23 protein-coding genes and 2 pseudogenes are annotated in these 22,152 nt (G+C 71.2%); 9 read left to right on the top strand and 16 right to left on the bottom strand.

Annotated features, from left to right (window positions below; genetic code table 11):
* Nucleotides 1-30: 30 nt before the first annotated feature.
* On the top strand, nt 31-1,530 hold the full coding sequence (locus ACZ4IF_RS40295; protein WP_467572858.1) for a cryptochrome/photolyase family protein: 1,500 nt from the start codon (nt 31-33) through the stop codon (nt 1,528-1,530).
* Nucleotides 1,531-1,687: 157 nt separating this feature from the next.
* Here the strand turns inward: ACZ4IF_RS40295 and ACZ4IF_RS40290 are convergent, their stop codons facing one another.
* A complete protein-coding gene (locus tag ACZ4IF_RS40290; protein WP_467572854.1) occupies nt 1,688-1,894 on the bottom strand; it encodes a hypothetical protein in 207 nt (68 codons plus the stop codon).
* A gap of 262 nt (nt 1,895-2,156) precedes the next feature.
* Nucleotides 2,157-2,948, bottom strand: a complete 792-nt coding sequence (locus ACZ4IF_RS40285) for an SDR family NAD(P)-dependent oxidoreductase (protein ID WP_467572851.1) — start codon at nt 2,946-2,948, stop codon at nt 2,157-2,159.
* A gap of 248 nt (nt 2,949-3,196) precedes the next feature.
* Here ACZ4IF_RS40285 and ACZ4IF_RS40280 point away from each other — a divergent pair, with 248 nt between their 5' ends.
* The 4 genes from ACZ4IF_RS40280 to ACZ4IF_RS40265 all read left to right on the top strand — a co-directional run bounded on the left by ACZ4IF_RS40280 (nt 3,197) and on the right by ACZ4IF_RS40265 (nt 4,869).
* A complete protein-coding gene (locus ACZ4IF_RS40280; protein WP_467572847.1) occupies nt 3,197-3,799 on the top strand; it encodes a TetR/AcrR family transcriptional regulator in 603 nt (200 codons plus the stop codon).
* An 84-nt stretch (nt 3,800-3,883) separates the two neighbouring features.
* Complete coding sequence (locus ACZ4IF_RS40275) at nt 3,884-4,330, top strand: hypothetical protein (RefSeq protein WP_467572844.1); 447 nt, start codon at nt 3,884-3,886, stop codon at nt 4,328-4,330.
* Nucleotides 4,327-4,518, top strand: coding sequence for a DUF7691 family protein (locus ACZ4IF_RS40270; RefSeq protein ID WP_467572839.1), 192 nt, complete (start codon nt 4,327-4,329; stop codon nt 4,516-4,518). Before ACZ4IF_RS40275 ends, ACZ4IF_RS40270 begins: the two co-directional genes overlap by 4 nt.
* 126 nt (nt 4,519-4,644) lie before the next feature.
* Nucleotides 4,645-4,869 carry a twin-arginine translocase TatA/TatE family subunit gene (locus ACZ4IF_RS40265; protein ID WP_359496611.1) on the top strand — a complete coding sequence of 75 codons (225 nt, stop codon included), beginning with the start codon at nt 4,645-4,647 and terminating at the stop codon, nt 4,867-4,869.
* On the opposite strand, the pseudogene ACZ4IF_RS40260 reads toward ACZ4IF_RS40265, so the two are convergent.
* Nucleotides 4,859-5,047 (bottom strand): annotated as a pseudogene (locus ACZ4IF_RS40260) (hypothetical protein); the annotation flags it as partial. The gene ACZ4IF_RS40265 and the pseudogene ACZ4IF_RS40260 overlap by 11 nt on opposite strands.
* 137 nt (nt 5,048-5,184) lie before the next feature.
* Nucleotides 5,185-5,760 carry a TerD family protein gene (locus ACZ4IF_RS40255; RefSeq protein WP_028799890.1) on the bottom strand — a complete coding sequence of 192 codons (576 nt, stop codon included), beginning with the start codon at nt 5,758-5,760 and terminating at the stop codon, nt 5,185-5,187.
* A gap of 204 nt (nt 5,761-5,964) precedes the next feature.
* On the opposite strand from ACZ4IF_RS40255, the gene ACZ4IF_RS40250 reads away from it, so the two are divergent.
* From ACZ4IF_RS40250 to ACZ4IF_RS40240, 3 genes are read left to right on the top strand one after another with little or no spacing between them, the layout of a single operon-like run.
* Complete coding sequence (locus ACZ4IF_RS40250; protein WP_467573167.1) at nt 5,965-6,384, top strand: BlaI/MecI/CopY family transcriptional regulator; 420 nt, start codon at nt 5,965-5,967, stop codon at nt 6,382-6,384.
* A gap of 3 nt (nt 6,385-6,387) precedes the next feature.
* Entirely contained in the window at nt 6,388-7,326 is a 939-nt protein-coding gene (locus tag ACZ4IF_RS40245) for a M48 family metalloprotease (protein WP_467572835.1), read from the top strand.
* A gap of 57 nt (nt 7,327-7,383) precedes the next feature.
* The gene (locus ACZ4IF_RS40240; protein WP_467572831.1) at nt 7,384-8,190 is read left to right on the top strand and encodes an SDR family oxidoreductase; all 807 of its coding nucleotides are present in this window, start codon (nt 7,384-7,386) and stop codon (nt 8,188-8,190) included.
* 189 nt (nt 8,191-8,379) lie between these two features.
* Here the strand turns inward: ACZ4IF_RS40240 and ACZ4IF_RS40235 are convergent, their stop codons facing one another.
* Nucleotides 8,380-9,186, bottom strand: a complete 807-nt coding sequence (locus tag ACZ4IF_RS40235) for a sulfite exporter TauE/SafE family protein (protein WP_467572828.1) — start codon at nt 9,184-9,186, stop codon at nt 8,380-8,382.
* A 101-nt stretch (nt 9,187-9,287) separates the two neighbouring features.
* Between ACZ4IF_RS40235 and ACZ4IF_RS40230 the strand changes: the two genes are divergently transcribed.
* Entirely contained in the window at nt 9,288-10,073 is a 786-nt protein-coding gene (locus tag ACZ4IF_RS40230; RefSeq protein WP_467572825.1) for an AraC family transcriptional regulator, read from the top strand.
* 58 nt (nt 10,074-10,131) lie between these two features.
* Here ACZ4IF_RS40230 and ACZ4IF_RS40225 read toward each other — a convergent pair whose 3' ends face one another.
* The 11 genes and pseudogenes from ACZ4IF_RS40225 to ACZ4IF_RS40175 all read right to left on the bottom strand — a co-directional run.
* A complete protein-coding gene (locus ACZ4IF_RS40225) occupies nt 10,132-10,815 on the bottom strand; it encodes a response regulator (protein WP_467572822.1) in 684 nt (227 codons plus the stop codon).
* 179 nt (nt 10,816-10,994) lie between these two features.
* Entirely contained in the window at nt 10,995-11,702 is a 708-nt protein-coding gene (locus tag ACZ4IF_RS40220) for a potassium-transporting ATPase subunit C (RefSeq protein WP_467572818.1), read from the bottom strand.
* Nucleotides 11,703-11,707: 5 nt separating this feature from the next.
* On the bottom strand, nt 11,708-13,840 hold the full coding sequence (kdpB, locus tag ACZ4IF_RS40215; RefSeq protein WP_467572815.1) for a potassium-transporting ATPase subunit KdpB: 2,133 nt from the start codon (nt 13,838-13,840) through the stop codon (nt 11,708-11,710).
* Entirely contained in the window at nt 13,840-15,501 is a 1,662-nt protein-coding gene (kdpA, locus tag ACZ4IF_RS40210) for a potassium-transporting ATPase subunit KdpA (RefSeq protein WP_467572812.1), read from the bottom strand. Before kdpA ends, kdpB begins: the two co-directional genes overlap by 1 nt.
* An 8-nt stretch (nt 15,502-15,509) precedes the next feature.
* On the bottom strand, nt 15,510-15,599 hold the full coding sequence (gene kdpF / locus ACZ4IF_RS40205) for a K(+)-transporting ATPase subunit F (RefSeq protein ID WP_037659531.1): 90 nt from the start codon (nt 15,597-15,599) through the stop codon (nt 15,510-15,512).
* Nucleotides 15,596-15,784, bottom strand: a complete 189-nt coding sequence (locus ACZ4IF_RS40200; RefSeq protein WP_467572809.1) for a hypothetical protein — start codon at nt 15,782-15,784, stop codon at nt 15,596-15,598. Before ACZ4IF_RS40200 ends, kdpF begins: the two co-directional genes overlap by 4 nt.
* 71 nt (nt 15,785-15,855) lie before the next feature.
* Complete coding sequence (locus ACZ4IF_RS40195; RefSeq protein WP_467572806.1) at nt 15,856-17,694, bottom strand: APC family permease; 1,839 nt, start codon at nt 17,692-17,694, stop codon at nt 15,856-15,858.
* Between the two features lie 174 nt (nt 17,695-17,868).
* Nucleotides 17,869-18,726, bottom strand: coding sequence for a DUF4118 domain-containing protein (locus ACZ4IF_RS40190; RefSeq protein ID WP_467572804.1), 858 nt, complete (start codon nt 18,724-18,726; stop codon nt 17,869-17,871).
* Nucleotides 18,726-21,221 carry an ATP-binding protein gene (locus ACZ4IF_RS40185; RefSeq protein WP_467572801.1) on the bottom strand — a complete coding sequence of 832 codons (2,496 nt, stop codon included), beginning with the start codon at nt 21,219-21,221 and terminating at the stop codon, nt 18,726-18,728. Before ACZ4IF_RS40185 ends, ACZ4IF_RS40190 begins: the two co-directional genes overlap by 1 nt.
* 184 nt (nt 21,222-21,405) lie before the next feature.
* Nucleotides 21,406-21,885: an iron chaperone gene (locus ACZ4IF_RS40180; RefSeq protein ID WP_467572798.1), complete on the bottom strand. Its 480-nt coding sequence runs from the start codon at nt 21,883-21,885 to the stop codon at nt 21,406-21,408.
* A 174-nt stretch (nt 21,886-22,059) separates the two neighbouring features.
* A pseudogene (locus tag ACZ4IF_RS40175) lies at nt 22,060-22,152 on the bottom strand (carboxymuconolactone decarboxylase family protein); the annotation flags it as partial.

Here is a 22,152-nt window from a genome sequence, read left to right as displayed (position 1 = left end):
TCAGCGGCCGGGACCGACGAAGGGATGCTCATGCACTGGCTTTTCGGCGACCAGCTCGGACCGCACTTCCTGCGTCCGTCCCGGGACAGTGGTCTCACCCGTGACACCCCCCTGCTGATGATCGAGGCCAGGTCGGTGTTCCGGCGCCGCCGCTTCCACCGGGCCAAGGCGCACCTGGTGCTCTCCGCCATGCGCCACCGGGGGGCGGAACTCGGCGACCGGGTCACGTACGTCCGCGCCGACACCTACCGGGAAGGACTGGAGAAGGCGGCGGGCGACGACCCGGTGACCGTCCATCACCCGACCTCGTACGCCGCCGTACGGCTGGTGCGCTCCCTGTCTCACGTCACCATGGGGCCTCCGCGCGGGTTCCTGGTGCCCCTGGACGACTTCGCGGCGTGGGCGGACGGGCACGGCGGCCGGCGGCTGCGCCAGGAGGACTTCTACCGGTGGGTGCGGCAGGGGCACGAGCTGCTGATGGACGGCGACGCCCCGGCCGGCGGCCGCTGGAACTACGACCACGACAACCGGGAGCCGCCGCCCCGGAAGACGTCCGCCCTGCCCGTGCCCGCCCCCTACCGGCCGCGCGAGGACGAGATCGACGACGAGGTCCGCCACGACCTCGATCGCTGGGAGAGCGACGGAGACGTGTCCTTCGTCGGACGGGACGGCCCACGGCTCTTCCCCGCGACCCGTGCCGAGGCCCGGGAGGCGCTGCGGCGCTTCGTCGACCGGCGGCTCGGCACGTTCGGCCCGTACGAGGACGCCATGCTCGCCGCCGACCCCGTCATGAGCCACAGCCTGCTGTCCTCCTCGCTCAACCTCGGTCTGCTCGACCCCGGCGAGTGCGTGGAGCGCGCCGAAGCGGCATGGCGGGACGGCCGGGCACCGCTGAACAGCGTCGAGGGCTTCGTCCGGCAGATCGCCGGCTGGCGCGAGTACGTCTGGCAGCTGTACTGGTACTTCGGCGAGGAGTACCGGCACTCCAACGAACTGCGGCACACCGCGCCGGTGCCCGGCTGGTGGGACGACCTGGACGCGGACGACGTCCGCGCGCGCTGTCTGCACGCGGTCCTGTCGCAGGTGCGCGACACGGGATGGACCCACCACATCCCGCGCCTGATGATCCTCGGCAGTTACGCGCTCCAGCACGGCTGGGACCCGGCGGCCGTCACGGACTGGTTCCACCGAAGCTTCGTGGACGGATACGACTGGGTGATGGTGCCCAACGTCGTCGGCATGTCCCAGTACGCCGACGGCGGCCGCATGACCACCAAGCCGTACACGTCCGGCGGCGCCTACGTGAACCGCATGAGCGACCTGTGCGGGCCCTGCGCCTACCGGCCCGGCGACCGTACCGGCGCACACGCCTGCCCCTACACCGCGGGCTACTGGAACTTCCTGGACCGGCACCGCTCCAGGCTCGAACACAACCACCGCACCGCCCGGGCGGTCAGGGGCCTCGACCGCCTGCGCGACCTCGACGAGGTCCGCCGCCAGGAGCACGCCCGCGGGGACTCACCGCCGTAGGCGGGCCCAGCCGCGGTGTCGTCGGGCTGTTCCCGGGCCGTGGACGGCCGGCGCCGGCCTCCGTGACCGGCGGGCCCTGCTGCGGTGCGGCAGCAGAGCCCGTTCCCGCCGGACCCGTATCGATCGCCCGACCGTCACAGCCGGGGAGATCCTTCCGTCAGCGGTCGAGGTAGATCGTGAAGCGCCTCTTGCCCGTACCGATCGTGTCGGCGTGGACCTGGCCGCGGGCCCGGCGGAAATCCCCGGTGCCGCCGGTGATCCCGTTGTCGAACGAAGGGGGTGGGATCGTCGGGCGGCCATCGGTGAGGATGCCGAAGACCATCGCCTGTACGGAGAGCCGGCCGCCCGGGAGGTTGTAGGTCACGAGACACACCTCCGCTCCGCCAACGTCCCGGCGCGACGCACCGGAAGATCCGACCGGTCGGACCGGCCCGGGACGAGAGACGGCCCGCCCCTCTGTGATCCCGGGGCCGGGGGCGGATCGGCGGGCGCCGGCGGCATGCTGATGCACGCGGACGACGGTGGAGTCGGCCGGGATGTCCCTGGAAGTCCCCGTCGAACGTCTGCCGCGCGGCGCCGACTTCGACCAGGTCGCCGGCCTGGGCGGACCTCGGCGCGTCGGCTCGTCAGCGGCTCGCCCGCTGGGCGGTCACGATCGTGTCCATCGTCTGTTCCGCCCCCACGAGCCGCTGCACACGCTCGGAGAAACCCGGGAACTGTGACGCGATCCTGGTCAGGAACTTCAGTTCGACCGGGGCGACGTTGATCTCGGCGATGTCGCGCTCGATCGCCCGCATCACGCCCTTGACGACCCGCTCGGGGGAGACGGTTCGGGCGCCGCCCGGCGCCGACGCTCCCGTCTTCGCGAACATGCCCAGGTCGCGCACGAAGCCCGGCTGGACGATCGAGACGCCCACGCCGGTGCCGTGCAGGTCCTGGCGGAAGGACAGCGAGAAGCCCCGCAGGCCGAACTTCGTCGCGGTGTACATCGACGAGGACTTGGTGGCCGCCACTCCCGACAGCGAGCCGACGAAGCAGATGTGGCCGCGGCCGTCGGCGACCATGGCGGGAGCGAGCAACCGCGCGAGCACGGCAGGGCTGCGCAGGTTCACCGCGATCGCCCGGTCGATCTGTGCGGGCGTGTAGTCGAGCACGTCGCCGCTGGAGGGCAGCGCCGCGTTGGCGACGAGGATGTCCGTGCCGGCGGCCTCCGCCGCGAGACGCTGCACGTCGTCGGCGTCGGCGAGATCGGCCAGGATCGTCCGGGCGCCGTAGCGTTCCGCGAGGGGTTCCAGTGCCTCGCGACGCCGTCCGGTGAGAATGAGGTCCGCCCCACGACGGGACAGTTCGGCGACGAGCGCCCCGCCGATGCCTCCGGTGCCACCAGTAAGCAGAACAGTTGCCCCAGCAATGCGCACGACTATCCTCCGGTCTTGTTCGTTCGAACGAACAATAGAGATGGCGGGTGAGCGTGTCCACCGTCGTCCCGCCGGGAACCGGCCCGGCCGGTCCGGTCGTCGAGGCCGTCCCGGCCGTCGCCGGCACCGCTGCGTCGCCCGGGGAACGCAGCGCGGTGGGCGCCTCAAGCAGCACGCGGCGACCCACGCCCTGCCTCGCGCGGCACACCCCGCCGACCGCCGTCGGCACTGGTGGAACAATGAGTGCCATGCCGAACGCCGCCCTCGCCGCCCCGACGCGTCAGCGCATCATCACCGCCGTCCTGAAGATCATCGGCGCGGACGGTCTTTCGGCGCTCACCAACCGCCGCATCGCCAAGGAAGCGGGCGTTTCGCTCGGTTCGGTCACCTACCACTTCGAGACCCAGCACGATCTGCTGAGGGAAAGCCTGCTGCACTTCGTGCGCGAAGAGGCCCGGCACTTCACCGAACTGGCCGACCAGTGCCAGACCGACGGCATCGACATCGAGGAAGCGGCGCATCTCGCCGGCCAGGTGGCGTGCAGCGCGGCGCTCGACAGTGCCCATCTCGCACCCTTCGAGCTCTACCTGCACGCCGGGCGCGACGAGCGGCTGCGGGAGGCGGCGGCGGAGGCGTTCCGCGCGTACGACCGGCTCGCCACCCGGATCCTGACCGCCCTGGACGTGCCGGACGCCGAACGCCTGGCGTCCACGACGGTCGCGCTCGTGATGGGTCTGCAACTGCGCCGCCTGGCCACCGGCAGCCCGGCGGACGACCTGGTCGACGCCCTCCTGCTGCTCGCGCGCGGGGCCGCAGCCCGCCCGGCCGAGCAGGACGGTGGCCGGACCTGAGCGCCGTACCGCCGGAGTCCGGCGGGTCCTGCGCACGCCACGGACGTCGAGCGCCGGAAACCGGCGGGGCCATAGCCTTCCCGGATGAGTGACCAGCTGTTGGCCGAGGCGCACCGGTTCCTGGACTGGGCACGGGAGCAGGGCGCCGATCTGGACGGCTCCGACGGGAGCGTCTGGTTCGTCCAAGGGGTGCTCGAATCGATGGCCGAGGAGGCGGACGAGGAACCGTCGCTGCGGGCGGTCAAGTGCCTCGCCTACTCGGTGTACTTGGCGGAACTGCTCGCGGACACGTGTCGCGGTGTGCGCCGTGTCGTCGACGGCGAGGGCATGACCTTGCGCGCCGTGCTCGCCGTCCGGGAGGACGGGGTCGCGCAGTTCCCCCTGTCGTGGGTGCGGAGCTGTATCGACGACCCGCGGGCCGACAACATCGGTTTCAAGTTGGCCGGAGCCCTCAGGGACTTCGGCGAGGAAGAGCGCGCATCCGACATGTACGCGCAGGTGACGGAGTACGCGGAGTTCAAGGGCCGTTGAGGGCGCGGCCGCCGGCCGACACGAAGCGCGCCGCCGGCGCCTACCGCGCCGTCCTCGACCCGGACTTCCGGTACGAGGTCCAAGAGCTCATCGAGAAGCTCGTCGACTTCGCGTACGAGGAGTGGGAGTACGCCACCAAGAACATCGACCGGTACACGCAGGACACGCTCTTCTTCGAGCTCACCTGACCGTCCACGACCACGAGGGCCCGCGAGCCGCGGCACTGCCCGCTTGATGCTTCTACAGCACTGTAGATTGTGACGAGGGGCGGCAGACGTACCGGCCCCGTCCGCCACCGGGAGAGAGTAGATCTGATGTTCGGCTTGAGTGAACTGGCCCTGATCCTCATCGTCGTCATCGTGGTCGTCGGCATCAAGAAGCTGCCCGAGCTGACGCGTTCGGCGGGGAAGGCGGCCCGGATCTTCAAGAGCGAGTCCAAGGCGCTGAAGGCGCAGGACTCCCCCGAGGCGTCGCCGGGTTCGGGGCGGGTCGTCCCGGGCACGGTCGTCGAGCCCGACGATCCGTCCGCACGCTCCTGACGAGCCGGCCGTCGGCCGCGTCGCCCACTGCTGCGGGCGCGAGCAGGACGGACACGGTCAGCTCGGCGACGAAGCCGACAACCAGGCCCGGCACGGTGATGCCGAGCTGTGCGCCGGACAGCATGAACGACAGCCGCTCCAGCGCCTTCAGGGCACGGGCGGCTCCGCTGCCGCCGGCCCCGATGCGCGTTCCCGGTCACTGACCCCCGTGCCCGGACACGGCACCCGCCGCCCGCATGCGATTGGGTGACCATGCGGACGGCGGGGGTGGGTGACCGTCGTCGTGCGGGGCGGCGGTACGGGGCAGGACAGCCCTCAGACGTTGACACCGAAGTCGGAGGCGATCCCGGACAGGCCGGAGGCGTAACCCTGGCCGACGGCGCGGAACTTCCACTCGGCGCCGTGCCGGTAGAGCTCGCCGAAGACCATCGCGGTCTCGGTCGAGGCGTCCTCGGACAGGTCGTAGCGGGCGATCTCCTGGCCGCCGGCCTGGTTGACGATCCGTATGAACGCGTTGCGGACCTGACCGAAGCTCTGGCCACGGTTCTCTGCGTCGTGGATCGAGACGGGGAAGACGATCTTGTCGACCTCGGCCGGCACGCCGACGAGGTTCACCTTGATCGACTCGTCGTCGCCCTCGCCCTCACCGGTGAGGTTGTCGCCGGTGTGCTCGACGGAGCCGTCCGGGCTCTTGAGGTTGTTGTAGAAGACGAAGTGCTGGTCGGAGAGGACCTTCCCGGAGGCGTCGAGCAGCAGGGCCGAGGCGTCGAGGTCGTAGTCGGTGCCCGTGGTCGTACGCACGTCCCAGCCGAGTCCGACGAGGACGGCGCTCAGGCCGGGCGCCTCCTTGCTGAGTGAGACGTTGCCGCCCTTGGACAGGGAAACTCCCATTGCTGCTCTCCTCCGTTGAACCGCCGTCCGCCGTGCGCGGCGGACCCGGCGGGGCTGGTCGTCCGGGGTCCGAATCTACAACAATGTAGAAGTTGTCGGGAGGGTGAACTCCTGTATCTCACTACGATGGAGCGGCTGTTGAGCCGTTCACGCGGAAGAGCGCGGTTCACGGCTGGACAGGGAGGCAGAGTGGGGACGCAGGACATGAGCGGCGATCCGGGACCGGACGCGCCCGCTCGTCGACGCGGCCAGGGCGAACTGGAAGCGCAGGTGCTGGCCGCTCTTCGCCGGTCGCCGGAACCGGTGACAGCCGGCTGGGTGCGGGAGCGCCTCGGCGGTGTCCTCGCCTACACCACCGTCATCACGATCCTGACGCGGCTCCAGGCGAAGGGCTTGGTCACCCGGAAGCGGGCAGGCCGGTCCTTCGCGTGGAGCGCGGCCACGGACGAGGCGGGTCTCGCCGCTCACCGCATGCGCCGCGTCCTGGACCGTGAGACCGACCGCGAGGCGGTCCTGGCGAGCTTCGTCTGCGGCCTGCCCCAGCAGGACGAGGAACTGCTGCGCAGGCTGCTCCAGGAGACCACCGGCCAGGACCCCGAGCGAGCCGAGGGCCGGGAGAGCTGACCCGTGGGCGTGTTCGTCTTCCTCCCCCTCGTGCTGCCCCTGACCGCGTGGCCCATCGCGCGTCTGGCCGAACACCGCCTGCACCCGCGCCTGGCGACCTGCCTGCTGTCCGCCGTCGCCGCCGTCCTGAGCCTGTGCAGCAGCCTGTGCCTCGGCCTGCTGGCGATCGTCGGAACCGCACAACTGCCCGGCAACCCACTCCCGGACGCCTGGGCCGATCCGGAAGTACGGGCGGCCGTGCCGCACGACGAAGTGATCGGCAAGGGCGCGGTGGTCGCCCTCGCCGTCGCCGCCGCGGCGTGCACGGCGCTGCTCCGGCGCCATCGCCGGGTACGCCGCCGTGGCCTGCGAGCGCTGCGCGGACTGCGCGCGACCCAAGTCGCCGTCCTCCGCGACGAGATGCCCTACGCCCACGCCCTCCCCGGACGTGCCGGCACGGCGCGGATCCTGGTCTCCACCGGCATGCTGGCCGGTCTCGACTCCCGTGAGCGGCGCGTCCTGTTCGCCCACGAGCGGGCCCACCTCACCGGCCGGCACCACCGCTACCTGCTCCTCGCCGGGCTCGCGGCCCGCGCCAACCCCTTCCTGCGGCCACTGCGGACGGCCGTCTCCTGCACCGTGGAGCGCTGGGCCGACGAGGAGGCGGCGGCAGCGGTCGGCGACCGGCGGACCACCGCCCGCGCGATCGCCAGGGCCGCTCTCCTCTCCCGTCCCGCACCCGCCTCCACACTCGCCGCCGTCGCGGCCACGCCGGGGCCCGTGCCGCGCCGGGTCGCCGCGCTGCTCGGCCCGGCCCCGGCCGCCCGCGCCTGGCCGCCGATGTTCACGACCGTGGGCATGGCGGCCTGGACCGCGGCGGCCGGCGCCGTCCTGTCCGCCATGTCCTCGGCGAACTCCGCGGTGACCATGTTCCTGATCCTCAAGGCGGCGACCCCGCTCTAGGGCCGCGCCTGCAAAGCCGGTTGCCACGCCGTTGCCGGTCGTGGACGATCTCGGACCGTGACGATCGACAATGCCCAGGACGACAACGAACGCGATCGGGCCCGCTCCTCCACGCGCCCGCTCGCCCTGGTCACCGGGGTGGGACGGACGGTCGGCATCGGCGCGGGCGTCGCTCACCGGCTGGCGGCCTCCGGCTGGGACGTGGCCTTCACCTACTGGGCTCCCTACGACGAGCGCATGACATGGGGCAGCGAGCCCGGAGCGGCCGCGGCGATCACCGACACGCTCACCGAACACGGTGCGGCCACCACGGCGGTCGAGGCGGACCTCGCCGACCCGGACACTCCGGCCCGTGTCTTCGACGAGGTCGAACGCGCTCTGGGCGGCGTCACCGCCCTGGTGATGTGTCACTGCGAATCGGTCGACTCCGGTCTGCTGGACACGACCGTCGAGAGCTTCGACCGGCACTTCGCGGTCAATGCCCGCGCCGCCTGGCTGCTGATCCGCGAGTACGGGCGACGGTTCGCCGCGGCTCCGGGCAGCGGACGGATCATCAGCCTCACCAGCGACCACACCGCGGGCAACCTCCCCTACGGCGCGAGCAAGGGCGCCCTGGACCGCATCACGCTCGCCGCCGCGCGCGAGTTCGCCCACCTCGGCGTCACCGCCAATGTCATCAACCCCGGCCCGGTGGACACGGGTTGGATGGGCGACGACATCCGCAAGGACGTGCTCGACCACACCCCGCTCAACCGCCTCGGCACACCGCGGGACACCGCGCACCTCGTGGACTTCCTCTGCTCACCGCAGGGCCAGTGGATCAACGGTCAGCTGCTGATGAGCAACGGCGGACTCGCCCCCTAGTGCCGCGGCAGGCAACGTTTGCCCGTCAAGGAGCGGCGTCCGGTGCGTGCTCTCGGTGTGCCGGCCGGAAGTCCTCGTACTGGACGTACTTGGGCTTTCGGCCGGTGCGGCGAGAGTGCGTGCCGGGCGTCGCGACGGAGCGAACGTTGCCTGCCGCGGCACCAGATCCGCCTCGCGCGGGTCGCCTCGTCAGAGCCCCACCGTCGTCATCACCACCAGGACGACGACGAGAAGGACCACATAGGCGGCGGAGTGGACGCGGTCCGGAACACGGCCGGCGACCCGCCTCGCCAGAGCGATGGCGGGCAGCGAGCCGAGGAGCAGGGCGGCGCCCGCGGAGAGGTCGACGTAACCGATCCTGCCGGTGGCGGCCGGCCCGGTGGGAGCGAGGGCGTAGACGACTGCCCCGGCCAGCGCGACGGGCACGCTGAGAGGGTTGGCCATGGCGGTCGCCTCGGCCATCGCAAGGCCCCGGCGGCGCAGCAGAGGGACGGTCATGACGCTGCCGCCCACACCCAGACCGGCGGCGACCATGCCGATGCCGACACCGCCGAAGGTGGTCGTTCCCCTGCCCAGGGGCTCGGGGCGCGGCCGGCGCTCCACGGACAGGAACCCCTTGCGCACCAGGCTGTCGATGACGGTCACCAGGAGATAGGCGGCGAAGAGCAGGCGCAGCGCCGTACCGCCGACCAGGGTCGCCAGGAGGGATCCGGCGGCGGCACCGATCGCGATGAACGCCGCGAGCGGCCAGACGTACGTACGGCGCAGTCGGCCCCGACGCCACTGGGCCAGAGTCGCCACGACGGCGTTCACGACCATCACGGCTGCCGAGGTCGCCACCGCGACATGCATGGCGTCGTTCCCCGAAGGCGCCGTGACGGTCACGACGCCGTAGACGACGGGAACCGTGACGAAGCCGCCGCCGAAGCCGAAGAGCACCGTCGTGATGCCGGTCAGGCACCCGAAGAACAGGAGGACAAGGAGCGAAGTGAGCACGCGCAGGACGCTAGTGATCACGACGTGTGGCGGGCAATCGATGAATCGCCCACTTCCTACGCGCAGCGGACACGACGCTCGGATCCTCGTAGTCTCCTGGCATGCGCAATGTTCCGGTCGCGGAGGTGGACGGCCTCGATCGTGCCGTACTGGCCATCGGCACCGACTATCCCCATGAGCACCTGCTCCCCCGGCACGAGCACCGCCGCGCCCAGGTGCTCTACGCGGCCACCGGCGTCATGCGGGTCGAGACGGCGGACGGCAGCTGGACGATTCCCACCGCCCGCGCGGTACTCATCCCGCCCATGACCGGGCATCAGGTCACGATGACGGGGGTCAGCACCCGCAGCCTCTACATCGAGCCGGCCGCGGTGCCGTGGTTCCCCGCCCGCTGCCAGGCGGTCGACGTCTCCGCCCTGCTGCGGGAACTGCTCCTGGCGGCGGTCGAGACGGAGCCGCGCTACGCCGAGCACAGCCGCGACGCGGCACTCGCCGCGCTCGTCCTCCACGAACTCAAGAACCTCACCCCGCTCCCCCTCGACGTGCCGATGCCGTCCGATCCGCGGCTGCGCACCTTGTGCGAGGCGTTCCTGCGGAAGCCGGACATCCACGACCCGCCCGCACGCTGGTGCGCGGCCCTCGACGTGAGCGAGCGGACCCTGGCCCGCCTGTTCCGGCGCGGCACCGGCCTCAACTTCTCGCAATGGCGACAACGCGCCTGCGTCCTGCACTCGCTGCACCACCTGACCGCGGGCATGCCCGTCACCCGCGTCGCCGCCCTGCTCGGCTACGACAACCCCGCGGCCTACACGGCCGCGTTCGGGAAGCTTCTCGGCCGGCCGCCTTCGGCGTACCGGAGCCCCGGCACGGGAACCGGCATCGCCTGATTCCAGCCGACGCCGGGTGCGGCTGCCGACGTGGATCCGGATCCCGCCGCGTGCCGTGTCACCCTTCGAAGCGGTAGCCCATGCCGGGCTCGGTGATCAGGTAGCGGGGGTGCGAGGGGTCCGTCTCCAGCTTGCGGCGCAGCTGGGCCATGTAGACCCGCAGGTAGTTGGTCTTGTTGCTCCGGGAGACACCCCAGACCTCCTTCAGGAGATGCTTCTGCGTCACGAGCCGTCCGGGGCTGGTCACCAGGATCTCCAGCAGATGCCACTCGGTCGGGGTCAGCCGCACGTCCCGGCCGTCCCGTACGGCCTTCTTGGCGAGCAGGTCGAGCGTGAAGTCGGGTGTCTCGACGAGGGTCGTCCCGGGGACGGGCGGTGTGTCGTCGGTGCGGCGGACGGCGGCTCGCAGCCGCGCCAGCAACTCGTCCATGCTGAACGGCTTGGTGACGTAGTCGTCCGCGCCGGCGTCGAGCGCGGCGACCTTCTCGTCCGACCTCTGGCGCGCGGACAGCACGAGGACGGGTACGCGGGTCCAGCCGCGCAGCGCCTTGATGACGGTCACGCCGTCCATGTCGGGCAGTCCGAGGTCGAGCAGGACGACGTCGGGCCGGCGGGCCGCCGCGAGCCTCAGGGCGGTGACCCCGTCCGGGGCGGCGTCCACGCCGTACTTGCGTGCCTGAAGGTTGATCACGAGGGCCCGTACGAGCTGCGGGTCGTCCTCCACCACGAGCACCCGGGTCATGGGTGTGCGCCTTTCCGGTCGTACGTCGGGCCGAGGGCGCCGGCCGCGGGGCGACCGGCGCCGTGGCCGGGGTGGGGAATGGGCCGTCCCGGCCAGGAGAGCCGGTGTCAGGGCTGCGGGAACCGACGGATCCAGGAGGTCTCCCGGCCGCCGGCTCCCACGCCTGTCGCTCCCTCCCGTCAGTGCCGGGCCACGAGGTCCTTGAGCGCGATGTTGAGCTCGAGGACGTTCACGCGGGGCTCACCGATGAAGCCGAGGGAACGGCCGTCGGTGTGGTCCGCGACCAGCTTCTCCACCTGGTTGACGGGCAGTCCGTTCCTGGTGGCGATCCGGTGGACCTGGAGCTCCGCGTACTTCGGGGAGATGTCGGCGTCGAGGCCGGAGCCGGAGGAGGTGACCGCTTCTGCGGGGACCTGGGACGGGGTGACGGTGTAACCGGGTACCGAGTTGTCCTTGACGACCGCGGCCCGGGCGGCGAGCACCTGGGCGCAGAGCGAGCCCTCCTCGGACTGCGCGGTGCACCTGCCGTCCACGGCCCCGCTGTCGGCGGCCAGGTTGGTGGCTCCGGACAGGATCAGCTTGTACTGGGTGTTGATGCTGTTGGAGCCGAGGCCGTTGGCCGGGCGGCCCTGGAACCACTTCAGGTCGGCCTCCGGGGTGTCCTGGCCCTTCTTCAGCGGCAGGTTGTACGACTGCCCGATCAGGGACGAGCCGACGACCTTGCCGTCCGCCTTGATCTCCGAGCCGTTCGCCTTGTTGTTGAACAGGCCCTGGGCGATGCCGGTGACGACCAGCGGGTAGATCACGCCCGTCACCAGGGTCAGGACGAGGAGGGCACGCAGGCCCGCCCCGAACAGCCGGACCGTGTTGGATACCGAGTTGTTCATGGCGATCAGCCGATTCCGGGGATGAGGGAGATGAGCAGGTCGATGATCTTGATGCCGATGAAGGGTGCGATCAGACCGCCGACGCCGTAGATCGCGAGGTTCCTGCGGAGCATCCGGTCGGCGCTGACCGGCTTGTACTGCACGCCCTTCAGGGAGAGCGGTACCAGCGCGATGATGACCAGCGCGTTGAAGACGACCGCCGACAGGATCGCGGAGTCCGGCGAGGACAGCGCCATGATGTTCAGCTTGTCCAGGCCCGGGTAGACCGCCGCGAACAGCGCCGGGATGATCGCGAAGTACTTCGCGACGTCGTTGGCGATGGAGAACGTCGTCAACGCGCCCCGAGTGATCAGCAGTTGCTTGCCGATCTCGACGATCTCGATGAGCTTCGTCGGGTTCGAGTCGAGGTCGACCATGTTGCCGGCCTCCTTGGCGGCCGACGTGCCCGTGTTCATGGCCACGCCCACGTCCGCCTGCGCGAGCGCCGGGGCGTCGTTGGTGCCGTCACCGGTCATCGCGACGAGCTTGCCGCCCGCCTGCTCCCGCTTGATGAGGGCCATCTTGTCCTCGGGAGTGGCCTCCGCGAGGAAGTCGTCGACGCCCGCCTCCTCGGCGATCGCCTTGGCGGTCAGCGGATTGTCGCCCGTGATCATGACCGTCTTGATGCCCATGCGGCGCAGCTCCTCGAACCGCTCCCGCATGCCGTCCTTGACGACGTCCTTGAGGTGGATGACACCCAGGATCCGGGCGCCGTCGGCGTCCTCGACCGCGACCAGCAGCGGGGTGCCGCCCGCCTCGGCGATACGGTCGGCGACCTGCTCCGCGTCCCGGGCGACCGTGCCGCCCTGTTCCTCGACCCAGGCGATGACCGAACCGGCCGCGCCCTTGCGGATCTTCTTGCCGTCCACGTCCACACCCGACATCCGGGTCTGGGCGGTGAAGGCGATCCACTCCGCGTGCGCCAGCTCGCCCTGGTGCCGCTCGCGCAGCCCGTACTTCTCCTTCGCCAGGACCACGACGGAACGGCCCTCGGGCGTCTCGTCGGCGAGGGAGGACAGCTGGGCGGCGTCCGCGACCTCGGCCGGGGTGGCTCCGGCGACCGCCACGAACTCGGAGGCCTGGCGGTTGCCGAGGGTGATGGTGCCGGTCTTGTCGAGGAGGAGTGTCGACACGTCGCCGGCCGCCTCGACCGCGCGGCCCGACATGGCCAGCACGTTGCGCTGGACCAGCCGGTCCATGCCCGCGATGCCGATCGCGGACAGCAGGGCGCCGATGGTGGTCGGGATGAGGCAGACCAGCAGGGCGACCAGCACGACCATCGTGAGGTGGGTGCCCGCGTAGTCCGCGAACGGCGGCAGCGTGGCGCAGGCGAGGAGGAAGACGATCGTCAGCGAGGCGAGCAGGATGTTCAGCGCGATCTCGTTGGGCGTCTTCTGCCGGGCGGCGCCCTCGACCAGGCTGATCATGCGGTCGATGAAGGTCTCGCCGGGCCTCGTCGTGATCTTGACGACGATCCGGTCGGACAGCACCTTCGTCCCGCCCGTGACCGCGCTGCGGTCACCGCCGGACTCACGGATCACCGGAGCCGACTCGCCGGTGATCGCCGACTCGTCGACCGACGCGACGCCCTCGACGACGTCACCGTCACCGGGGATGATGTCGCCGGCCTCGCAGACGACCAGGTCACCGATCTTCAGCTCGGTGCCGGGCACCCGCTCCTCGGTGTTCCCCGCGAGCCGCCGGGCCACCGTGTCCGTCTTGGCCTTGCGCAGGGTGTCGGCCTGCGCCTTGCCGCGGCCCTCGGCGACGGCCTCGGCCAGGTTGGCGAAGACGACGGTCAGCCACAGCCAGGCGCTGATGGTCCAGCCGAACCAGTCGCCCGGGTCCTTGAAGGAGAAAGCCGTCGTGAGCACGGATCCGATCCACACCACGAACATCACGGGCGACTTGACCATCACCCGCGGGTCGAGCTTGCGGAACGCGTCCGGCAGCGACGTGATCAGCTGCTTGGCATCGAACAGGCCCGCGCCGACACGGCCTTCGGCCGGCTTGTGCCCGGTGGGGACGTCGCTGTGCGGCGCCCGGGTCGGAGTGACTGTGGACATCGAGTCCTCTTGGTTCTCTGTGCGGGTGGTCATCACGCCAGCCCCTCGGCGAGCGGACCCAGCGCCAGCGCCGGGAAGTAGGTCAGACCGGTGATGATCAGGATCGCGCCGACCAGCAGGCCGGTGAACAGCGGCTTCTCGGTGCGCAGGGTGCCCGCGGTCACCGGTACCGGCTTCTGCCCGGCGAGTGAGCCGGCCAGCGCCAGGACGAACACCATCGGCAGGAAGCGGCCGAGGAGCATCGCGAGTCCGGTCATGGTGTTGAACCAGTCGGTGTTCGCGTTCAGGCCCGCGAAGGCCGAGCCGTTGTTGTTCGCCGCGGAGGTGAAGGCGTACAGCACTTCGGAGAATCCGTGCGCGCCCGAGTTGAGCATCGAGTGCGGCGGGGTGGGCAGCGCCATGGAGGCCGCGGAGAACACCAGCACCAGCGCCGGGGTGATCAGGATGTAGACGGCCGCGAGCTTGATCTCACGTGAGCCGATCTTCTTGCCCAGGTACTCGGGGGTGCGGCCGACCATCAGACCGGCGATGAACACCGCGATGATCGCCATGATCAGCATGCCGTAGAGGCCGGAGCCGGTACCACCGGGCGCGATCTCGCCGAGCATCATGCTCAGCATCGTGATCCCGCCGCCGAGGCCGGTGAAGGAGGAGTGGAAGGAGTCCACGGCGCCCGTCGAGGTGAGCGTGGTCGCCACCGCGAAGATCGACGAACCGCCCACGCCGAAGCGGACCTCCTTGCCCTCCATCGCCGCGCCCGCCGCCTGGAGCGCCGGGCCGTGGTGGGCGAACTCGGTCCACATCATCAGCGCGGTGAAGCCGAGCCAGATGGTGCCCATCGTGGCGAGGATCGCGTACCCCTGCTTCACCGAGCCGACCATGACGCCGAAGGTGCGCGTCAGCGCGAACGGGATGAGCAGGATCAGGAAGATCTCGAAGAGGTTCGTGAACGCGGTGGGGTTCTCGAAGGGGTGGGCGCTGTTGGCGTTGAAGTAGCCGCCGCCGTTGGTGCCCAGCTCCTTGATGGCTTCCTGGGAGGCGACGGCGCCGCCGTTCCACTGCTGCGAGCCGCCCATGAACTGGCCGACCTCGTGGATGCCGGAGAAGTTCTGGATCGCGCCGCAGGCGACCAGCACGAGCGCGGCGATCGCCGCGATCGGCACCAGGACGCGGACCGTGCCGCGCACCACGTCGGCCCAGAAGTTGCCGATCTCGCCGGTGCGGGACCGGGCGAAGCCGCGTACGAGGGCGACCGCGATGGCGATGCCGACGGCGGCGGAGACGAAGTTCTGCACGGCCAGACCGGCGGTCTGCACGACGTGACCCATGGTCTGTTCGCCGTAGTACGACTGCCAGTTGGTGTTGGTCACGAAGGAGACGGCGGTGTTGAACGACTGCGCCGGGTTGACCGCCTGGAAGCCGAGCGAGCCGGGCAGGACGCCCTGGAGCCGCTGGAGCAGGTAGAGGAAGAGGACACCGGCCGCGGAGAAGGCCAGGACGCCTCGCAGGTAGGCGGGCCAGCGCATCTCGGTGTCGGGGTCGGCACCGATGCCCTTGTAGATCCACTTCTCGACGCGCAGGTGCTTGTCGGAGGAGTAGACCCGGGCCATGTAGGTGCCGAGGGGGACGTAGACCAGTGCGAGCGCGCCCATGAGCGCGAGCAGCTGGAGGACGGCGGCGAGCAGGGGACCCATGACGTGTCTCAGAACCTCTCCGGGAAGATCAGGGCGAGGACGAGATAGCCCAGCAGGGCGACGGCCACGATCAGGCCGACGATGTTCTCGGCGGTCACAGCTTCGTCACCCCCTTGGCGACGAGAGCCACCAGCGCGAAGACCGCGATCGTGGTGACGACGAAGGCCAGATCGGCCATCGTGAGCTCCTGGAGTGAGGTTCGGTTGGAACGGACGCTTTCGAGGAAAGCGCCTCTGCGGCCGGATTCGGCCGTCGTTGACGGCTCCCTTACGGCGGGGCCCATGCCTTTGACGGGACCCTTACGGCCCTTGATCCGCACGGGTGAGCAGGCGGTTCTGAGGGTCGGTGCCCTGGTCACAGCCGGAAGCGCAGCCGGCAGATCACGGCGTCCGTCTCCCGCCGCACGGCGTGCGCGACGAGGGCGCCCCGCTGGTTCTGCAGCAGCCGCTGCCACAGCCGCTCCGGCTCGGCTTCCGGGATCAGCACGGTGACGCGGGTGCCCGGCTCGCCGGCGGCCGTCTCACGCACGTACGCGGCGATGGGCCGGCCCAGTGTGCGGCGTTCGCTGGGCAGCCGGACCAGGGGTACGCCGGGGTCCCATCGGTCCCAGGCCCGTTCCAGGGCGTGCAGCTGGGCGTGGTCCTCCTGGTCCGGGTGGCACACGGTCACCGCGCGGACCTCGTCGCCGAGGGAGGCTGCCGCGGTCAGGGCCTCCGAGGTCAGCCGGGAGAGGGACGACACGGGGACGATCACCACCGAGCGCTCGCGGTGCGGCACCTCGGGGACCCGGCCCAGGCCGAGCCGTTCGCCGATCCGGCCGTAGGCGCGGTGCACGGTCTCGAAGGCGGCCACGAGCAGCGGCAGGGCGACGACGATCAGCCAGGCGCCCTCGGTGAACTTGCTCGCGGTGACGACGACGGCCGCGACACCGGTCAGGATCGCGCCGATGCCGTTGAGCAGCGCCTTGCCCCGGCGGCCGCGGCCGCGTTCGACCCGCCAGTGCTTCACCATGCCCACCTGAGCGATGGTGAAGCCGACGAACACTCCGATCGCGAACAACGGCACGAGGGTGTTGGTGTCGCCGCCGGAGAAGACCAGCAGCGCGGCCGAGACCAGGGCCAGGGCGAGCACGCCGTGCCGGTGCACCTGGCGGTCGGCCTTCAGGGCGAAGACGTGCGGCAGGTAGTTGTCACGGGCCAGCAGCTTCAGCAGTACCGGCAGCCCGCCGAACGAGGTGTTCGCGGACAGCGCCAGCAGGATCATCGTCGCGAACTGGATGACGTAGAAGGCCCAGTTGTGGCCGAGCGAGGCGTCCGCGAGCTGGGCGAGGACGGTGACGCCCTGGACGGGCTGGAGGTGGAAGCGGCCGATCAGCACCGACAGGCCGATGAGCATCGCACCGAGTACGGCGCCGAGGGCGACCTCCGCACGCTGGGCGCGCTTCACGCGCGGCACGCGGAAGGAGGGCACGGCGTTGGCGATGGCCTCCACGCCCGTCAGCGCGGCGCACCCGGAGGCGAAGGCCTTCAGCAGGAGCAGGGCTCCCACGGTCGTGGCGTTGTCCGCGAGGACCGAGGCATGCCCGGCGGCGGTCGCCGTGCTCGCGGGGTGGGAGCGGAAGAGGCCCACGACGATCAGCACGAGGACCGAGCCGACGAACACGGCGGTCGGAACGATGAAGGCCTTCGCGGACTCGACGATCCCCCGCAGGTTGACGCCCGTGACCAGCGCGAGGACCGCCAGGCACAGCCACAGCCGGTCGTCGTACAGGGCGGGGAACGCCGAGGTCAGGGCGGCCACGCCCGCCGTGACGGCGACGGCCACGTTGAGCACGTAGTCCAGGACCAGGGAGGCGGCGGCCACCAGGCCGGTGCGGGCGCCCAGGTGCGTTTTCGCCACCGCGTAGGAGCCGCCGCCGTCCGGGAAGGCCGCGATGACCTGCCGGTACGACGCCACGAGGACCGCCAGCAGAGCGGCGATGGCCAGCGTGACCGGCATCGTGAAGCCGAGTCCGTGGGCGCCCGCCGCGGCCAGGACGAGGACGATCGCCTCGGGCCCGTACGCCACGGATGCCATCGCGTCCAGGGACAGTGCGGCCAGGCCGGTGACGGCGGTCAGCCGATGGCGCTCACCTCTGTCCGGTGGCTCCTCGCCGACGGGGACGGCATCCTGCTCGGTGGTCACGACGGACATGGGCGCGTGCTCCTTCTTCCTCGGCCGCGCACGGGGATTGAAGCGCGCGCGGGTGCACCCAGGTTCTGTCCGTCTCCCGCCGTCCCCGGCGGATCCTTGCGCCTTCTTCGCGCCGGACCGGATGTCCTTGACGGGACCCTGACGCGCGTCGGCGCCCCGGGTCGTCCGGCGGCGTCACCGGTGCACGGGTCCCGAGGTGTCCAGCGCGGCTCCCGTCTGGTCGGCCAGGGTCACCGCCACCAACCGGGCCTGGAGCGGGGGCACTTCCCCCGGGCCCGGGGTGAGCATGAAGCGGCCGAGGTAGTGGCCGTTGCCGTAGGCACGAAGTTCGATCTCGCCCTCGGGCCAGCCTGCGGCGTCCACGTCCCAGGTACGCCTGCCCACCGTGACGCTGCCGTCGCCGTGCAGGCGCGGCGGCTGCCCCATCAGGGTGCCGTATTCGAAGCGGCAGGCACGCAGCCCGAGCAGGCCGCTGATCTCCCGGCGCACGTGATCGACCACGGTGTCCGGGGAGTTGGCCGACTGCGCGAGGTCCGCGGTCCGGTGGATGCGGGACAGGTGATCCGCGTCCGTGACCGTGATGACCTCCAAGCGGCGGGTTCGCGCGGCGAGTCGCGACACGATCGCGCCGACGGCCAGCAGCAGGACCGCCGTCCCGGCGTCCGCCGAGGCGCTGATGTCGAACGTCTCGTACGGCCGGGTGAGGAAGAAGTCGAACCAGGCCGCCGCGGACAGCGCGGCCACCACCCCCGCCGTACGGCTGCCCAGCGCGGCCACCGCGACGACCACCACCACGAGGACGAGTGCGGCGTCGGTGTGCGACAGGCTCGTGCGCAGCGGGACGAGAGCGAGGGCCACCACGAAGGGGACGGCTACGGCCGCCGTCAGGGCGAGCCGGTCCCGCAGCGCCCAGGTCCGGGTCGCGGTCCGGGTCGCTCCGGGCCGGTGCGGGGTCCGGGTCACTTCCGCGCGATGCGGGGCCCGGGTCACTTCCGCGCGATGCGGCTTCGATGTGCCGGTCAGAGTGCTCATCACGCACCTCCTGCGATCTGTTCGGCCGGTTGTGCACCCACGGTCCCGGCGGCGCGCGGCAGCGACACGACCATGGTCAGACCGCCGCCTGGGGTGTCCTCCGGGGTGAGGGTTCCGTTCATGGCCTCGGTCAGGCCCCGCGCGAGCGCGAGGCCGAGGCCGAGACCAGTGGTGTTGTCGGTGTCGCCGAGCCGCTGGAAGGGCTCGAAGAGCCGGTCGCGGCCGTCGGCGGGCAGCCCGGGGCCCCGGTCCACGACCCTCAGTTCCACCCGTCCCGCCAGCGCACTGGCGGTGACCAGCACCCGCTTCCCCGGCGGGGTGTGGCGTGCGGCGTTGCCCACCAGGTTGGCGATCACCCGTTCCAGCAGCGGCGGATCGGCCAGCAGCGCCGGGATCTCCTCGACCTTCGCCACCTGGACCCCGGGTACGTCGGCGAGCGCCATGGGCAGCACCTCCTCCAAGGTGGTGGCCCGCAGGTTCAGCGTCAGGGCGCCCGCCTCCAGACGGCTGAGGTCGAGCAGGTTGTCCACCAGGCGGCTGAGCCTTGCCATGGACTCGTCGGCGGTCGCGAGGAGTTCGTCGCGGTCCTTCGGGGAGAAGGCGATGTCCCGGCTGCGGAGCGAGGTGACCGCGGCCCACCCGGCGGCCAGCGGGGTCCGCAGGTCGTGGCCGACGGCCCGCAGCAGGGCCGTGCGCAGCCGGTCGGCAGCCCGTACCGGTTCGACCTCGGCGGCCGCCTGCGCGAGCCGGGCGCGTTCGACCGCGGAGCCGACGTGAGCGGCGAAGGCGGCCAGCACCCGCCGCTCGGACGACGACAGGGTGCGTCCGGACAGCGCCAAGTGGGCGCCGGGTCCCGCGGGAACGACCGTCATTCCGGTCCCGTCGGGAAGTTCGTCCACCAGCTCTGCGGAGTCCATGCCGAAGGTCTCGCGGGTCCGCTCCAGCAGGGCCGGAATGGTCGCCTCCCCGCGCACGATGCTGCCGGCCAGGGAGGACATGGTCTCCGCCTCGGCCGTCGCGCGGGCGGAACGGCGGGACAGTCGCAGGGACCGGTCCACCACAGCAGCCACAACGGCCGCCACGACCACGAAAACCGCCAGGGCCAACAGAGCGTTCGGGTTGTTCAGGGTGAAGGCGCCGATGGGCGGGATGAACCAGTAGTTCAGCAGCAGGGACGCCGTCACCGACGCGATCACCGCTGAGACGACTCCGCCTATGCACGCCACGCCCACCACGGCGAGCAGGAAGAGCAGGGCCTCGCTGGTCAGGTTCAGCGTCCCGCGCAGCTGGGCGAGGGCGAGTGTGAGGAGCAGGGGCAGGGCCAGCCCGGCGACCGGCCCGGCGATCATCCGGGCCGTGGACAGCGTACGGCGTCCGGACGGAAGGAGCGTGCCGCGCCCGGCCCGCTCGTGGGTGACCCGGTGCACGTCGATGTCGCCGGACAGCTCGGTCACCGTCTCCCCCGTGCCCGGTCCGGACAGGAGCCGCGCCGACCGGCCGCGGCGGCTGGTGCCCAGGACGAGCTGGGTGGCGTTCTCGGCACGGGCGAAGTCCACGAGGGCGGTGGCCACGTCGTCGCCGACGACCGAGTGATAGCTGCCGCCGAGGTCCTCCACGAGTCTGCGCTGCCGGGCCAGCGAGGCGTGCGAGACCCCGGCGGCGAGGCCGTCGCTGCGGGCCACGTGCACGGCCAGCAGGTCACCGCCCGCCGAACGGTCCGCGATGCGGGCGGCCCGCCGTACGAGGGTGTCGCCCTCCGGTCCGCCGGTCAGCGCCACGACGACCCGCTCCCGCGTCTCCCACACGCGGCCTATGCCGTGCTGGAAGCGGTACTCCTGGAGGGCCTCGTCCACCCGGTCGGCCACCCACAGCAACGCGAGCTCCCGCAGCGCGGTCAGGTTGCCGGGGCGGAAGTAGTTCGCGAGGGCCGCGTCGATCTTCTCGGGGGCGTGGATGTTGCCGTGCGCCATGCGGCGGCGCAGCCCCTCCGGGGACATGTCCACCAGCTCGATCTGCTCGGCACGGCGCACCACTTCGTCCGGCACGGTCTCGTGCTGGGGCACCCCGGTGATCTTCTCGACCACGTCGTTCAGGGATTCCAGGTGCTGGATGTTCAGCGCGGTGATCACGTCGATGCCGGAGTCGAGCAGGATCTCGATGTCCTGCCGGCGCTTGGGGTTGCGACCGCCGCCGGGCACGTTGCTGTGGGCGAACTCGTCGACGATCGCCACCTGGGGCCGGCGTTCGAGCACCGCCCCCAGGTCCATCTCCTCGAACTGTCCGCCGCGGTGGGCGCACGACGTCCGGGGAAGGATCTCCAGGCCGTCGAGCATCGCCTGCGTGTGCCGGCGTCCGTGGCACTCGGCGAACCCCACCACGACATCGACTCCGCGCGCGGCACGGCGCCGCCCCTCGTCGAGCATCCGGTAGGTCTTGCCGACCCCCGGGGCCGCCCCGAGGTAGACCTTCAGTCGTCCGGGCCGTACGTCATTCATCGCCGCCGACGCGCTCTCTTTCGCGGGTCCGACACCCCTGTGCCGGAGGTTCCTCTTCTCAAGGAACGCGCTTCGCGGGGCGGTCGGGGCAGCTGTTAGCGCTTCCTTGGCGGCTGCCCGGGCGACCTTGACACCGTCTTGACGTCCTGGCGCACTGCACGGGGTCCTCGGGGCGAGCGCCGCCCTAGCGCACCGCCTGCTGCACGAGCGCCCCGATCCTCGCCTCGTCGGCGGCGGTGACCTCCCTCAGGGCGTAGGAGGCCGGCCACATGGCGCCTTCGTCGAGGTTCGCCCTGTCGCTGAAGCCCAGCGTCGCGTACCGGGCCTTGAACTTCTCCGCGCTCTGGAAGAAGCAGACGACCTTGCCGTCGAGGGCGTACGCGGGCATCCCGTACCACAGCTTCGGCGCGAGGTCCGGCGCGCTCGCCTTGACGACGGCGTGGATCCGTTCGGCCATGACCCGGTCCGACTCCTGCATCTCGGCGATCTTCGCCAGCACCGCGGCCTCGTCCTCCGCCGCCTTCTCGGCACGCGCTCCACGGCGCGCGGACGTCCTCACCTCCCGGGCGCGCTCCTTCATCGCGGCCCGCTCCTCGTCCGTGAAACGCTCGGACGTGGTGTCGGTCGCGGTGGTGCTCCTGGCAGGCTTCTGCACGGCCTTCATGGCGGATTCTCCTCTTGGTCTGCGGTCTGCGGTCTGCGCATCCGCGGGTCATCAGTGAGTCAGTGGGTACTACTGCTCGCGCGACAGCTCATGTGCCGGTGGCTGAGCGGTGCTTGCGCCCTGCGGGGCGTCCCGGGCGGTGGTTGTGTGTCCGCCGCCCGGGTCCGGGCCCGTTCATCCCCAGGCGCCGGCGATCTGGCGGGTGGTGGCGTTGAGCCGGTTGAACAGGTTGGTGACGCCGATCATCAGGATGATCGAGGCGAGTTG

The sequence above is a fragment of the Streptomyces sp. NPDC025784 genome (assembly GCF_055558435.1).
Note: the sequence above shows the minus strand (reverse complement) of the source record. Positions and strands in the feature narration are given on the sequence as shown.

Bases quoted from the DNA above. Each gene is read 5' to 3' on its own strand.
- ACZ4IF_RS40295 (WP_467572858.1), top strand. From the start codon at position 31: ATGCACTGGCTTTTCGGCGACCAGCTCGGACCGCACTTCCTGCGTCCG.
- ACZ4IF_RS40280 (WP_467572847.1), top strand. From the start codon at position 3,197: ATGCCGAACGCCGCCCTCGCCGCCCCGACGCGTCAGCGCATCATCACC.
- ACZ4IF_RS40275 (WP_467572844.1), top strand. From the start codon at position 3,884: ATGAGTGACCAGCTGTTGGCCGAGGCGCACCGGTTCCTGGACTGGGCA.
- ACZ4IF_RS40265 (WP_359496611.1), top strand. From the start codon at position 4,645: ATGTTCGGCTTGAGTGAACTGGCCCTGATCCTCATCGTCGTCATCGTG.
- ACZ4IF_RS40255 (WP_028799890.1), bottom strand. From the start codon at position 5,760: ATGGGAGTTTCCCTGTCCAAGGGCGGCAACGTCTCACTCAGCAAGGAG.
- ACZ4IF_RS40250 (WP_467573167.1), top strand. From the start codon at position 5,965: ATGAGCGGCGATCCGGGACCGGACGCGCCCGCTCGTCGACGCGGCCAG.
- ACZ4IF_RS40230 (WP_467572825.1), top strand. From the start codon at position 9,288: ATGCGCAATGTTCCGGTCGCGGAGGTGGACGGCCTCGATCGTGCCGTA.
- ACZ4IF_RS40225 (WP_467572822.1), bottom strand. From the start codon at position 10,815: ATGACCCGGGTGCTCGTGGTGGAGGACGACCCGCAGCTCGTACGGGCC.
- ACZ4IF_RS40220 (WP_467572818.1), bottom strand. From the start codon at position 11,702: ATGAACAACTCGGTATCCAACACGGTCCGGCTGTTCGGGGCGGGCCTG.
- kdpB (WP_467572815.1), bottom strand. From the start codon at position 13,840: ATGACCACCCGCACAGAGAACCAAGAGGACTCGATGTCCACAGTCACT.
- kdpA (WP_467572812.1), bottom strand. From the start codon at position 15,501: ATGGGTCCCCTGCTCGCCGCCGTCCTCCAGCTGCTCGCGCTCATGGGC.
- ACZ4IF_RS40200 (WP_467572809.1), bottom strand. From the start codon at position 15,784: ATGGGCCCCGCCGTAAGGGAGCCGTCAACGACGGCCGAATCCGGCCGC.
- ACZ4IF_RS40195 (WP_467572806.1), bottom strand. From the start codon at position 17,694: ATGTCCGTCGTGACCACCGAGCAGGATGCCGTCCCCGTCGGCGAGGAG.
- ACZ4IF_RS40190 (WP_467572804.1), bottom strand. From the start codon at position 18,726: ATGAGCACTCTGACCGGCACATCGAAGCCGCATCGCGCGGAAGTGACC.
- ACZ4IF_RS40185 (WP_467572801.1), bottom strand. From the start codon at position 21,221: ATGAATGACGTACGGCCCGGACGACTGAAGGTCTACCTCGGGGCGGCC.
- ACZ4IF_RS40180 (WP_467572798.1), bottom strand. From the start codon at position 21,885: ATGAAGGCCGTGCAGAAGCCTGCCAGGAGCACCACCGCGACCGACACC.